The sequence below is a fragment of the Ilumatobacter sp. genome (genome assembly GCF_030065885.1).
In the GTDB taxonomy this organism is placed as follows: Bacteria; Actinomycetota; Acidimicrobiia; order Acidimicrobiales; family Ilumatobacteraceae; genus Ilumatobacter.
The window spans coordinates 1-12,775 of record NZ_JASJCS010000026.1 but is presented as its reverse complement, the minus strand read 5'-3'; the positions used below and the strand labels follow the sequence as shown (position 1 = coordinate 12,775).

The following is a 12,775-nucleotide window of genomic DNA, read 5'->3' as shown; positions in this document are numbered from 1 at the left end:
CCGGTGGTCGCCGATCCGCCTGGTCTCGACTCGTGGTCGAGGGGTTTGCCCATCCCTCTGTCCCCGTCGGCGCTCGACCCCCGGCTATTTCGTCATGACGTATTGGTGGGTGGTGGGGTTGGTGCGGAGAGTTCGCGGTCTCGGAGGGGCCGTGCGGCGTCGAGGAGCCAGGTCAGGGTGTCGGTCAGGGAGTGGATCGTCTGGCGGCCGGTGGCGAGGTCGCGCTCTGCGTCGTCGACCGCGCACGCGAGGACGTAGAGGTCGTCGTGCAGGGCGTCGAGCTCGTGGCGCGCGATGACGAGCTCGTGCTCGCTCAGCTCGAGCTCATTCGCTCGTTGGCGCGAGACCCAGTCCCACTGGCGGCACCGTTGGCTGCAGAACTGCTTCGGCCGGCCCGGCCCCTCCCGCTCCGGGAGCACTCTCCTGCACCAGCGGCAACGGCGAGGTTCCGTCATGACGAAATACTGCCAGCCGGGCCCCCGGCGCGCGGGGATCCTGGCGATGGACACCACTCTGGCACTCCTTGCTGAACCAGGGTTGCTGGTGACTCGCTCGCTGCCAGTACCCCGATGGCAGGAGACTGGCCCGCCCGATCCTTCCCCCAACCTTCAAGGTTCGCTCAAGAAGCGTCTCACGCTGCGCGACGGTGAGCTAGCTTCAGGCGCTGGTTCTTGATGGGCGGATGAAGGGGATTCGGGATGCGCAGTCGGCCACAAACGAGCGCGGATCGAGCGGGGCGACGGTGCGTGAGCCTGCTCCTGGCGGGAGCGCTGCTCGTCGGAGCGATCACAGCTGGGGCCTCCGAAGCAGCGCCGGTCGAAGCTGCCGGTGGTTGCCTCGACAAGCTGGAGATCGAGACGCCGGGTCCGACGGCGACCACGTTCGGGGCTGTGGACCTGGCTCCCGGCGAGACGTTCCGCGCCACGATCAGGCACTGGACATCGCATCCGACCGCGCTCACCTTCCGGCACAGCTTCAACAGCGAGATCAGGTTGTCCCCGATGCTCGCCGACGGGTTCCCCGGCTACGCGAGTTCCAGCCAGAAGAGGGGCTTCGCCGCCGACGGACCGTTCCAGAGCGACGGGTTCATGGACGACGGCACGTTCACCTACACGAACCCGTCCGATTCGACGACGACATCGTTCGTCCTCGAGGTCGCGTACTGGAACTCGCCGGTGACCGGCATCATCGGCCGGACCGAAGCGTCCGGCTTCTCGACGTGCGTTGCGCCGCACTCGCCACCGGACCGCCCGAGCCAGGACTGCGCCTCGAGTCCGACGCTGGTCGTCAACGGACCCAACGTGTGGAGCGAGCCGTTCCAGATGGAACGCAACGCGATTCTGTCGATGCGAATGGTCGACGAGCGGCCGCTCCGATTCGACGACGACGGCAACGCGTGGCCAGTGCTCCGCAGCGATTTCCTCATCCGGGCGTGGCTGTACGGTCGAAACGGCCCCGGCGACTCCTGGCACTACATCGATCGCGATGCGCACATCAGCGAGAACGACTGGACGCGCCGACCGTTCGTCGGCCGCTGGGACATCTCTCTCAAGAACCGCAGTTCGTACAGCGAGGTGGTGGTCATCTTCGGGAAGTGGATCGAACGCGGCTACGCGTTGTCCACGCCACTGGACGTGTCGGTCAAGAATCCGGGCGAGTCGTGGCGCTCGACGTGTCTGACGTCGACCTCGACGACTGTGACATGGGACATCGCACCGAGTTGCGCCGCCGATGAGACCGCACGGATGCAGGCGCTGGTCACGAACAAGACTGGTGCATCAACCGGCTATCGGATCTCGCTCGTCGACCCGGCGACCGGCGATCAGATCCATGGCAGCCACGTCCACACGATCGACGACGACAGCACGGCCACCGTGGCGCTCGGCGGCATCCCGACCGGCGCGTGGCAGTTGCGCATGTACGAGCAGCGCCCCGACGGAACCGAAGTGCTCGTCGGCAGCGCACCACGACAGAGCTTCGACGCGTCGGAGTGCGTGCCCGACGTGGAGTTCGTCGACCCGCCAGAGATCGATCCGCCGTCCCCACCCGTGATGCACCCCGCGATCTTCACGGAGGGACCGAGTGGCGGCTCCGACCCTGCGGTCGCGGATGCACCGACACCCGGGGTGACACCCATCGGGGACCCGGAACCGGGAACGGAATTGTGTCCGGCAGATCTGGACATGCAGGTCGTCGCATCCGATGGCAACACCCTGGCGATCGACATCGACCCGGCCGGGGCCGAGCGGCTCTACGCCGAGGCTTCCTGGCGAGAGAAGGACGGCTTCGGTGGCTACGGCCTCAAGACCCGCGGAACCACCGTCACGACGAATGCCGGACGTCGGACCGTCACCTTCTTCAACCTCCCGGACTCCATGAGTTTCGCCGAGCCGGCGAGAGACGGCATCATCACCATTCGGCCGTACGAGCACTCGACGACGCCCGCATGCGAGTCCTGGACGTTCAGCACCTCCATCGGAGACGGTCAGCTCAGGTACGAGTCCTTCGCCGAAGAGGTCGACACGTACCTGCGCGAGGCGGCCACGGTTGCGGGGCTCCCACCAGGAAGCCCCAACCCGTGGTACGCGGGTGAATTCGAGCACGACGCCGGTCGAGCCGACCTCCAAGGGGACTGGCTGCCGTCCCTGACCGGACAGCAGCGAGATGCCATCGCCGCTTGGGTCGACGACGATGAGCTGCGCTCCTTGCGCACGCGATTCGAGATCGCCGCACGAAGCGCGGACGTGCGCCACGACGAGTACCTGCTTCGTGCGATGCCGCTCGCAATGATTGCAGCGGAAGGAAACGCATCCTTCAACGCCGCCGCGCGAGGGATCGACCCAGCGAGCATCGTCACGATGACATTTTCGCTGAGCGGCGATGCCTCCAAGAAGTTCCAGGGGAACCTGAAGGGTGCAGCTCTCTTCGCGGGCTTGGCAGCATTGACCAGCGGGACCCTGGTGGTCTCTGAGATCTCAGCCGGTCAGTGGGGAAATTCGAACCAAGACGTCGTCGAGTTCTTCGGCTTCGTCGCGAACGTCGCCGCTCTGAGGCTCCTCTCCGCAACGCCACCAATAGCTATCGCAGTCTCGATCATCGGTCTCGTCCTGTCGATCATCGCTGCCATCCTTCCGGATGATCCTGATGCACCCAAGCTGTCCGACCCGCTCTCGGTGATCGACGAGAAGGCGCAGCGCCGGCTGCAGGCCGAGGCCGACTCTCTCAGCGACACGGTGGGAGAGATCCGGGCGATCATCGAGGAGCGCCCGCTGGAGTACGAGCGGAACGATGCCCGAGACGTGCAACTCTTCGCACGGCAGGAGAACGACGGGACATACGTCTACCACGTGCTCCATCGTGTTCGGGACAGCGAACTGAAGGAGGATTTCGGCGTTGTCCTGCAACTGACCGGCATTCAGGAGATCACGTGGTCCACCGTCTACTTCGAGGAGTTGCGGGATGTTTCCTGGAGCAGTGACTGGTCGTGGGATGACGAGTCGGTCCGCTACGTCGAACCCTTCTCCCATCGCCTCGAGCTCTTGACGTTCGACAGCGCGCTCGATCGCCTCAACGAGACCTACGCACAGCTCTGTGCGTACCGGGACGACTGCATCTGAGACCTGCGCGGTCCGATCAGGCAAGCCGGTTGGTACGTGGCGGGTCTCGGAATCGCACGGAGACCGACTCGGTTCCGGGGCCGGTGCACTCGCTGCGCGAGGATCAGCGGCGATGGGCCATCAGCTCGACGACGCGCAGCTCGCCGCGATCGGTGCCGTCAGAGCGCGGGCGCGGGCGGATCGTGATGCTGCGCTCGATCGACTGACGACCCGCTCCCCCGCCGATGCAGCTGTGTTGGCCGACGAGCTCCTCGCCCGATCTCGGCTGACGCTGAACTTCCATCCGGACCGGCGCGATCGGCACGGGCGAAGCGTTGCGGACGGGTTGCTCGACGACGGGTGCTACCGCCCGCAGTTCGAGACCGGCATCTCCAACGGCGGCCGGTTCGCGGTGCCCGGTGGGCGACGGACGCTGTGGGAACGTCGGATGTTCGACGGGGCCTACGACGGCGTCGACGCCGTCCGACCCGTCTACGGCGCGCTCGACGTGACCGGTGACGCGTTCGGCGGCTCGCCGCGGTTCGGGTCGTCGTACGTCGTGCTGCACGAGCACTGCAAGCAGCGGGCGACCTTCACCGTCGGGGACAGCCACCTCGACCCCCGCGATGCCGGTGTCGCGGACGAGATGCTCAGCGTGCTCGCCGGTGTGCTCGCTGCCCCGCCGCCGGGCCGCTCCGCCGAGGACCTGATCGACCGGAACACCGCGCCCACCGGGACTCACGCTCCTTCCCGTGAGCTCGACTGGTACGTCGAGGCCCAGGTGCACGGCCGGGTGTCGCTGATGGACGACGTCGAGGAAGTCGTCGCCGACCCGAGCTTCCTGGGCACTGCGGTCGGAGCATCGCTCGAACACGTCGCGCGGCGGCACGACGTCCGGCTCCGGTGGCACGGGGGCTCAGCGGTGCGACCGGACACGATCCCGGCCGACTTCCGGGGGCCGACCGTCGTCGAGCTCGCACGGCGAATCGCCGGCGAGTCGGGGCTGGTCGATGCCGCCGCGATCGGGCGGTCGCTCGCCGGCCGTCCCTACACGCCACCGAGCCTCGAGGGCGATGACGAGCTCGGGCCGCTCCAACAGCACAAGAAGCTCTGGCACTGCGTCCTGCGATTCGGGTCCGACGCCGGCCGGTGAGTCGCGCGGCGAGTCATCCGGCGATGATGTGGTCGAGCACGAGGTCGGGCTCGTCGTTCTCGATCCGCTGCAGGCGGTAGCGGCTCTCGAACAGCGCGACGAGTCGCCCGTCGCCGCGGGTCAGCACCCGGATGCCGCCGATCTCGCGGAGTCGCTGCGCCGATTGGTCGTCGGTCAACCGGATCGACTCGTACGGCGCCGCCAGCACCTCGATCGGCGCGTTGAACTCGACGTCGAGCCGGTCGGCGAACACGTCGAACTGCAGCTGACCGACGGCCGCCAGCACCGCCGCGTTGTCGCCCATGTCGGGATCGCGCAGCACCTGCACGACACCTTCCTCGTCGAGCTGCGCCAGCCCCTTCCGGAACTGCTTGGACTTGCCGGTGTCGAGCGGGCGAGCGCTGGCGAAGACTTCGGGCGAGAACCGTGGGATCGGTGGGAACTCGACGGGCACGTGTTCGTACAGCGAGTCGCCGATGTTGAGGTCGGTCGCGTTGACGAGCCCCACGACGTCCCCTGGGTAGGCCTCGTCGACGGTGGTCCGCTCGGCGCCGAACACGGTCGATGCGTACTTCGTCGCGAACGGCTTGCCGGTGCGGTGGCAGATCAGCACCATGCCGCGCTCGAAACGGCCCGAGCAGATTCGCACGAAGGCGATGCGATCGCGATGCGAACGGTCCATGTTGGCCTGCACCTTGAACACGAAGGCCGAGCAGTCGCCGTCGAGCGGCCGCGGCAAGCCCGCGACGTCAAGGCGGGGTTGCGGAGCCGGTGCGAGCTCGACGATGGCGTCCAGCACGTGACGGACGCCGAAGTTGGTGAGCGCCGAACCGACGAAGACGGGGGTCGACTCCCCCGCCAGGAACGACGGGAGGTCGACGTCGGCCTCGACGGCGTCGAGCAAGCCGCACTCGTCCTGCGCGTGCTCCCACGCGCTCCCCTCTTCCGCCGCCGCGCTCGCGGCGGCGACGATCTCTTCCGGGGCGATGGCGGTGCCCCGGGTCGTCCGCGTGAAGCGGGTGAACTCGCCCGTCCGGCGATCGACGACACCGCGGAACTCGCCTGAGATGCCGACCGGCCAGGTCGCCGGGGTCGGTCGGAGACCGATCTGCTCCTCGATCTCGTCGAGCAGCTCGAGCGGTTCGCGGCCCGGGCGGTCGTACTTGTTGAGGAACGTGATCACCGGCAGGTTCCGCGATCGGCACACCTCGAACAGCTTCAGCGTCTGGGGCTCGATGCCCTTGGCGCTGTCGAGCACCATCACGACCGCGTCGACCGCCGACAGCACCCTGTAGGTGTCCTCGGAGAAGTCACGGTGCCCGGGTGTGTCCAGCAGGTTGAGCTGGTGCCCGCGGTACTCGAACGAGAGGGCGGTCGAGCTGATCGAGATGCCGCGCTTCTGCTCCATCTCCATCCAGTCGCTGGTCGCAGACCGCCGGCCGCTGCGCGCCTTGACGGCGCCGGCCTCACCGAGCACGCCGGCGTAGAGCAGGAACTTCTCGGTGAGCGTGGTCTTGCCCGCGTCCGGGTGGCTGATGATCGCGAAGGTGCGTCGCCGGTTGGCCTCGTCGACGACGGGTGCGGACATCGAGGGGAGGCTATCGATGGCGTGGCGGTTCCGAACCCGGTCCAAGGCGCCGGCAGCGCCGAGTGCGGTTCAGGTGGTGTCGGTGAGCGTGCCGCGTTCGCGCCAAGCGGCCTCGACGGCTGCGAGCCGATCGGGCGCGGTGTCTCTGAGCCGGGATGCGACGCCGGCGACGAACAGGTTGAGGAGCGCCATCGTGCCGACGTGGCTGTCGAACGGCCCGACCGAGTCGGCGGCGACGACGAAGGCCACGTCGGCGCGAGCTGCGATCGGCGAGAGCATGCTGTCGGTCAGCCCCGCCGACCACAGACCCCGTTGCTGCACGATCTGGTGCGCGTCGAGCACCCATCGCTCGTACCGCCTGAGATCGATCACGACGACGGTGGCCGCACCGTCGAGCACCGCGAGGTCGCGCCGGACGGCGACCTCGCTGCCCGCAAGGGCCGACACGTCGGCGCGGAGCTGGTGGAGCTGCGACAGGAACTGGTGGGTGACGCCTGCCGACGCCTCGCCCGAGAGCACCACGACCGGTCGTGCGAGATCAGAGAGGCGCTCGACGACCGATGACGTGGCCGCGTCCGATGCGGCATCGAGCGTCGCTCGGACGTTCGCCATCTCGGTCGCGGCGTGCTCGGAGGTGGCCTGCTCACCGGCTTCGAGGATCCGCTCTGCGGCCGGCCGCAGCTGGCTGGTGAGGTCGAGCTGGATGCATGCCTGGAGGTCGGTGTACCCGTCGAAGCCGAGCTTCGTCGCCAGGCGCACCACCGACGCCGCTCCCACGCCGGCCGTGGCTGCGAGGTCGGCGACGGTGCCGAAGCCGACCGCTTGCGGCGCGGCGAGGATCGCTTCGGCGACTCGCCGTTCGGCGGCGGTGAGCTGAATGCTGTGCGCGCGAATTCGCTCGGCGACCTCCACGGAGCGTCACCGTACACCGGGGCCGGCGGCGCTCGGGCGGCGGCTCCTCGCCATACTGGCGCGATGACGCTGCCCGAGCCTCCACGATGTGCGTTCGCGAGCGACAACGCGGCCGGTGCCCACCCGGCCGTGCTCGAGGCGATCGCCCGCGTCAACGCGGGCCACGCGCTCGCCTACGGCGACGACGAGGAGACCCGGCGCTGCGAGCGGGCCTTCGACGAGCTGTTCGGGCGTGATGTCTCGACGTTCCTCACGTTCAACGGCACGGGGGGCAACGTGATGGCGTTGACCTCGCTGGTGCGGCCGGGCGATGCGGTGGTCTGCACCGATTGGGCGCACATCAACGTCGACGAGACCGGCGCACCCGAGCGGATCGCCGGCTGCAAGCTGATCGACGTCGCGTGCCCGGACGGCAAGCTGACACCCGACCACGTCGCCGAGCAGGCGACCGCGCTCGGGGTGCCCCATCACGCCCAGCCCGCCGTCGTGTCGATCACCCAGAGCACCGAGCTCGGCACGCTGTACTCGATCGACGAGATCGGCGCGATCTGCGAGGTGGCGCATCGCCACGGCATGCGCGTGCACATGGACGGGGCCCGGATCGCCAACGCCACGGCGGCGCTCGGCGGAACCGTCGAGACGCTGCGTGCGATGACCGTCGACGCCGGTGTCGACGTGGTCACGTTCGGTGCGACGAAGAACGGGGCGCTCGCCGCCGAAGCGGTGGTCTACCTCGACCGCGCGCTGGCGTCGCGAGCCGCCTACGTCCGCAAGACCGTGACGCAGCTCCCGTCGAAGATGCGCTTCGTGGCCGCCCAGCTCACCGCCCTGCTCGACGGCGACCGATGGATCGACCTCGCTGCGCACGCGAACCGGCTCGCCGGCGCGATGTACGAACGGACGGCGACGATCGACGGCGTCGAGCACGACGGGCCGCCGACCGTGAACAGCGTCTTCCCGACCCTGCCACCGCGAGCGATCGAGCCATTGCGTTCGTGGTGCTTCTTCTGGGACTGGAATCCAGCTCGCCACCAGGTGCGCTGGATGACCGCCTGGGACACGACCGAACACGACGTCGAACGGTTCGCGGCCGGTGTCACCGCAATACTTGCATCACACAATTGACTGACCGTTTAGGAGGCACTACGTTGTCCCTTCGTCGGGTGCCGGGGCGCCTGTCCGTGGGATCAAGTGGGGCCGCCGCCCCGTGTCATGAATGTGGGGTTCATCCGTGGCAGCAGTCGAGATCATCAGCACTCGTCTTCAGACCGAGGACGACTGGATGGAACGAGCGGCCTGCAAGGGCCTGACGCACCTCTTCTTCCCGACCGCTGCCGAGCGACCGCAGGCCCGCGAACGACGCGAGGCCACCGCTCGGCAGGTGTGCGCCAGCTGTTCGGTCCGCTCGACGTGCCGCGAGTTCGCACGCGACCAGCACGAATACGGCTTCTGGGGTGGTGAGAGCGAAGACGAGCGGCACGCGGCCGGCTTCCGTCTCATCGCCCCGATCGGCGTGCGCGCCCGCTCTGCGGGCTGACGCCCCCCGTGCCGCCCCACGTCGACGTCTGTGTCGTCGGCAGTGCCAACCTCGATCTCGTCGCGACCGCGCCCCGGCTGCCGTCGGCGGGTGAGACCGTGCTCGGTACGGCGTACGCGGAACATGCGGGCGGCAAGGGCCTGAACCAGGCGGTCGCCGCCGCCCGCAGCGGAGCGCGGACCGCGTTCGTCGGCGCGCTCGGCCGCGACGCAGCCGGCGCCGAGCTCCGCTCCGTCCTCGACGATGCCGGCATCGACCTCGACGCCGTCGCCGACGTCGACGCACCGACCGGGCGCGCACTGATCACCGTCAACGAGCAGGGCGAGAACTCGATCGTCGTCGTGCCCGGAGCGAACGCACACGTCTCGGCCGATGCCGCGTTGCCGCCGTCGGCTGTGGTGCTCGTGCAGCTCGAGGTGCCGGTCCACACCGTGAGGGCTGCGTTGGGCGAGGCTCGGCGCCGGGGTGCCACGACGGTGCTCAACCCGGCGCCCGCCGCTCCGCTGGACCGCGAGCTGCTCTCATTCGTCGACGTGCTCGTGCCGAACGAGCACGAGGTCGGCCTCGTCGGTGGCACCTCGGCGCTCCTCGACGTGTGTCCGGTGGTCGTGGTGACCCGTGGCAGCGAAGGGGTCGACGTGGTCACCACCTCCGGCACACGCCACGTCGATGCGTTCGATGTGTCCGTCGTCGACACCACCGGTGCGGGCGACGCCTTCTGCGGCTCGCTCGCCGCACGGCTCGCGGCCGGCGACGAACTGCTCGACGCGGTCCGGTGGGGCGCTGCCGCCGGCGCGCTCGCGACGACGGTGCGTGGCGCCGTGCCGGCCCAACCGTCCGAGGCCACGATTCGGCAGTTGCTCGGCTCGTGAGTCGGCCCGGGTCTGATCAGCGCCGGTGTCGGAGCTCGACTGCTGCCCACCCGTCGAGGATCTCGGTCCGCACCGGCTCCATCGGGACGAGCGCATCGAGGACGTGCTGGTGGTCCGTGGCCAGGATGCCCGAGATCACCAGGACGCCGCCGCGTGCGGTGACGCGGCGCAGGTCGGCGGACATCGCCACGATGGCCGGAGCCAGGATGTTCGCCAGCACGACGTCGTAGTCGCCGACGACCTCGCCGATCGGCGTGGTGCTCGCCTCGACGATGTGGACGTCGTTGCGGCGGGCATTGTCGATCGTCGCCTCGATCGCCGCGTCTGCGACGTCGACCGCCACGACCCGGCGGGCGCCCGCCTTCGCCGCGACGATCGCGAGGACGCCGCTCCCACAGCCCACATCGAGCACCTGGTCGTGGGCGGCGACCAGCCGCCAGGCCGCCGTTGCCGCCAGCTTCGTCGTGGGGTGGTCACCGAGGCCGAACGATCCCGCCGGTTCGACCGCGACCTCGGTGGTGCCGGTGTCGTGCCGGCCGAGCTTCCAGGCCGGGCTGATCACCAGGTCGGCCGCGACGCGGACGGGGTTCGCGAACTCTCGCCACGTCGTGGCCGGCTCGTCGTCGACGTCGACGTGGCCCAGTCGCCACGTCGGCGGCAGGGCGCCGATCCGCTGTGCAGAGAGCGCATCGGTGCTCGCGAGCGCCGTCCGGAGCCGGACGTGCCCGGCCCGGTCGGCGATCTCCTCCACCGCTCTGGCACCGGCCGCCCACAGCCGATCGGCGGCGAGCTCTGCGTCGGCCGGCGGCACGACGAGTTCGACCATCCGCATCAGCCCGACGCCTCCCGGCCGGGAGAAGGGCGCACGATCGCCACGTCAGTCGAGACGCCTGAGATCGTCGCGGAACCGCCGGCTGCGCGTGACGTAGGCCTCGACACCCTCGGTGATCATCTCGCGCCGCGCACGGCCCTCCTTGACCACGGCCGGCGACCCGACCGCGATCGCGCCCGTGGGCACGACCGTGCCGTCGAGCACGACCGAGTTGGCGGCGATGATCGACCACGGGTGCACCACGACCTCGTGCAGCACGATGGCACCGTTGCCCACCAGCACGTCGTCCATGACGGTGCACGCCTCGAGGTGCACGATGTGACCGATCACGCACCGATCCCCGACCACCGTCGGCACGTCGGGCGTCGTGTGGAGCACGGCGTTGTCCTGGACGCTGGTGGCGGCGCCGATCGCGATGTCCCCCTCGTCACCGCGGAGCACCGCACCCGGCCACACCGAGCTCTGCGGGCCGACGGTGACCGATCCGATGATCACGGCGTCGGGGTGGACGTAGGCGTCACCGTCGATCGACGGCTCGAGGTCACCGAGTGCGTAGACGGGCACGGCGGCACGGTACACGGCGGTTTCGGCTCGCCGGCAATGGTGCTCGGACCCGGTCAGGCGATACCGTTGCGCACCATGTCCCGACGGATCGACATCGAACTCACGAGCGCGCTCGGCGACGGCACGTGGACATGGCGCGCCGCCGGGGCCAAGCAGCCGCGCGGCGTGCTCGACGGCACGATCCTCCCCGACGGCGCTGCCATCGGCGACGAGCTGAAGGTCGAGGTCGATCAGGAGATCGACGGCATCACGGTGCTCTCGGTGGTGCACGGACGCGAGAAGCAACGCCGCGACGACCTGATCGAGTTGCTGCCGCCCGAGCGCGAGTTCCAACCCGTGATCGAGACGCGAGCGAGGCGTGGCAAGGGCGACCGCCGGCCCCGGCGCGACGACGACCGGCGTGGCCGTCGTGACGGTGACGGCGGCCGGGATCGTCGCGGTGACGGCCGCCGCGATGGTCGAGGCGACGGCCGCCGCGGTCGTGACGGTGGTGGACGCCGCGATCAGCGTCGCCGCGGCCCGTCGTTCACGCCGCCGCCCGAGGTGCCGCAGCGACCGAAGCCGAAGCGACTCCGCCCCGGCAAGCAGCACCGCAACGAGGTCCTCGCCGAGCTGCCCGAAGAGCAGCGTCCCATCGCAGAGCTCGCTCTCCAGGGCCTGGGCGCCGTACGCCAGCGGCTGCGGGAGGACAACGAGAAGGCTGCCGCCGAGGGGCGGGCCACGATGCCGGAAGCGTCGGTGATGAAGCTGGCCGAGGAACTGTTGCCGAAGCTGCGGGTTGCCGAGTGGCGCGACCGCGCCGAGGCGGCCCAGCGCCAGATGCAACACCTCGACCTGCGCGACCTTCGCAGCGTGGTCGCCGCGGCCGGCGACCCGATCGTCGCACGCGACGAATCGACACGAGCGCTCAGCGACGAGTTGAAGGACGCGCTCGTTCACAAGCAAGAGCAAGAGCTCCAGTTGTGGTTCGGCGATGTCGATGCCGCGCTCGCTGTCGGCCGCGTCATCCGTGCGCTCCGGCTGTCGTCGCAGCCGCCGAAGGCGGGCGTACCGTTCCCGGTCGACATCGCCAAGCGCCTGATCGACAGCACGAATGCCTCCCTGGCGCCCATGGACAGCCCCGATCGATGGATTGCCATGCTCGAGGCGGCCGCGTTCTCGCCGATCCATGCCTCGGTCGCGCCGGCGACGAAGCCCGACGTCGTCAACGACGAGTTGACGGCGACGGTCAAGCGGCTGGCGCCCGCCCTTCCTCACGTCGCTGCGCTCTTCGAGATCGAGGTCGATCCGAAGGCACCCATGCCGAAGCCGCTGCGGCCGACCCACCACCGTCGCGGCAAGGACGGCAAGGACGGCAAGGACGGCGCAGCCAAGCAGGGCGGGCGGAAGCAGGGCGGGCGGAAGCAGGGCGGCGGTCAGCGAGGCGGGGACAAGGGGTCCGGCGATCGGCGCGGCGCCGGCCAGCCGCAGGACGCCGGTCGCGACCGGCCTCGTCGCTCGGCTCCCGAAGCCACCGATGCCGGCGTCGCCGAGGTCGCTACCGAGCCTGCGCCCGACGACCAGGCGACCGACACCCGCGGCGACGCGGCGACCGCGACCACCGACGAACAGCCGGCAACCGAACCCGCCGCCGCGACCCCCGAACCGGCGGCCGACTCGGCGCCCACCGAGCCTGGTGCCGACACCGACACGACCACCGAGAGCTCCCGCCCAGCGCCCGA

At 69.6% G+C, this 12,775-nt stretch carries 11 protein-coding genes and 1 pseudogene; 6 read left to right on the top strand and 6 right to left on the bottom strand.

Features of this window, described 5'->3' with window-relative positions; translation table 11 throughout:
- Nucleotides 1-92: 92 nt before the first annotated feature.
- Together QNJ12_RS08060 and QNJ12_RS08055 are read right to left on the bottom strand one after the other, a co-directional pair.
- Nucleotides 93-455: a hypothetical protein gene (locus QNJ12_RS08060; protein WP_300621333.1), complete on the bottom strand. Its 363-nt coding sequence runs from the start codon at nucleotides 453-455 to the stop codon at nucleotides 93-95.
- Nucleotides 456-1,108: 653 nt separating this feature from the next.
- Nucleotides 1,109-1,291 carry a hypothetical protein gene (locus QNJ12_RS08055; RefSeq protein WP_300621330.1) on the bottom strand — a complete coding sequence of 61 codons (183 nt, stop codon included), beginning with the start codon at nucleotides 1,289-1,291 and terminating at the stop codon, nucleotides 1,109-1,111.
- Nucleotides 1,292-1,352: 61 nt separating this feature from the next.
- Between QNJ12_RS08055 and QNJ12_RS08050 the strand changes: the two genes are divergently transcribed.
- Together QNJ12_RS08050 and QNJ12_RS08045 are read left to right on the top strand one after the other, a co-directional pair.
- Nucleotides 1,353-3,617 (top strand): hypothetical protein, encoded by a 2,265-nt coding sequence (locus QNJ12_RS08050; RefSeq protein ID WP_300621329.1) that lies wholly within the window; start codon nucleotides 1,353-1,355, stop codon nucleotides 3,615-3,617.
- Between the two features lie 112 nt (nucleotides 3,618-3,729).
- Nucleotides 3,730-4,749 (top strand): DUF3626 domain-containing protein, encoded by a 1,020-nt coding sequence (locus tag QNJ12_RS08045; protein ID WP_300621326.1) that lies wholly within the window; start codon nucleotides 3,730-3,732, stop codon nucleotides 4,747-4,749.
- Nucleotides 4,750-4,762: 13 nt separating this feature from the next.
- On the opposite strand, the gene QNJ12_RS08040 is transcribed toward QNJ12_RS08045, so the two are convergent.
- Both QNJ12_RS08040 and QNJ12_RS08035 read right to left on the bottom strand, forming a co-directional pair.
- Entirely contained in the window at nucleotides 4,763-6,337 is a 1,575-nt protein-coding gene (locus QNJ12_RS08040; RefSeq protein ID WP_300621323.1) for a peptide chain release factor 3, read from the bottom strand.
- Nucleotides 6,338-6,406: 69 nt separating this feature from the next.
- Nucleotides 6,407-7,249, bottom strand: coding sequence for a MurR/RpiR family transcriptional regulator (locus tag QNJ12_RS08035; RefSeq protein ID WP_300621320.1), 843 nt, complete (start codon nucleotides 7,247-7,249; stop codon nucleotides 6,407-6,409).
- Nucleotides 7,250-7,312: 63 nt separating this feature from the next.
- Here QNJ12_RS08035 and QNJ12_RS08030 point away from each other — a divergent pair, with 63 nt between their 5' ends.
- The 3 genes from QNJ12_RS08030 (at nucleotide 7,313) to QNJ12_RS08020 (ending at nucleotide 9,658) form a co-directional block, all read left to right on the top strand.
- Entirely contained in the window at nucleotides 7,313-8,374 is a 1,062-nt protein-coding gene (locus QNJ12_RS08030) for an aminotransferase class I/II-fold pyridoxal phosphate-dependent enzyme (protein WP_300621317.1), read from the top strand.
- Nucleotides 8,375-8,480: 106 nt separating this feature from the next.
- Nucleotides 8,481-8,786: a WhiB family transcriptional regulator gene (locus tag QNJ12_RS08025; RefSeq protein ID WP_300621315.1), complete on the top strand. Its 306-nt coding sequence runs from the start codon at nucleotides 8,481-8,483 to the stop codon at nucleotides 8,784-8,786.
- Between the two features lie 8 nt (nucleotides 8,787-8,794).
- Nucleotides 8,795-9,658 carry a ribokinase gene (locus tag QNJ12_RS08020; RefSeq protein ID WP_300621312.1) on the top strand — a complete coding sequence of 288 codons (864 nt, stop codon included), beginning with the start codon at nucleotides 8,795-8,797 and terminating at the stop codon, nucleotides 9,656-9,658.
- Between the two features lie 16 nt (nucleotides 9,659-9,674).
- Here QNJ12_RS08020 and QNJ12_RS08015 read toward each other — a convergent pair whose 3' ends face one another.
- Nucleotides 9,675-10,484, bottom strand: a complete 810-nt coding sequence (locus tag QNJ12_RS08015) for a 50S ribosomal protein L11 methyltransferase (RefSeq protein ID WP_300621309.1) — start codon at nucleotides 10,482-10,484, stop codon at nucleotides 9,675-9,677.
- A gap of 51 nt (nucleotides 10,485-10,535) precedes the next feature.
- On the bottom strand, nucleotides 10,536-11,054 hold the full coding sequence (locus QNJ12_RS08010) for a gamma carbonic anhydrase family protein (protein WP_300621307.1): 519 nt from the start codon (nucleotides 11,052-11,054) through the stop codon (nucleotides 10,536-10,538).
- Between the two features lie 75 nt (nucleotides 11,055-11,129).
- Between QNJ12_RS08010 and QNJ12_RS08005 the strand changes: the two are divergent.
- Nucleotides 11,130-12,775: pseudogene (locus QNJ12_RS08005) on the top strand (hypothetical protein); the annotation flags it as partial.

Bases quoted from the DNA above. Each gene is read 5' to 3' on its own strand.
- QNJ12_RS08060 (WP_300621333.1), bottom strand. From the start codon at position 455: ATGACGGAACCTCGCCGTTGCCGCTGGTGCAGGAGAGTGCTCCCGGAG.
- QNJ12_RS08050 (WP_300621329.1), top strand. From the start codon at position 1,353: ATGGTCGACGAGCGGCCGCTCCGATTCGACGACGACGGCAACGCGTGG.
- QNJ12_RS08045 (WP_300621326.1), top strand. From the start codon at position 3,730: ATGGGCCATCAGCTCGACGACGCGCAGCTCGCCGCGATCGGTGCCGTC.
- QNJ12_RS08040 (WP_300621323.1), bottom strand. From the start codon at position 6,337: ATGTCCGCACCCGTCGTCGACGAGGCCAACCGGCGACGCACCTTCGCG.
- QNJ12_RS08030 (WP_300621317.1), top strand. From the start codon at position 7,313: ATGACGCTGCCCGAGCCTCCACGATGTGCGTTCGCGAGCGACAACGCG.
- QNJ12_RS08015 (WP_300621309.1), bottom strand. From the start codon at position 10,484: ATGGTCGAACTCGTCGTGCCGCCGGCCGACGCAGAGCTCGCCGCCGAT.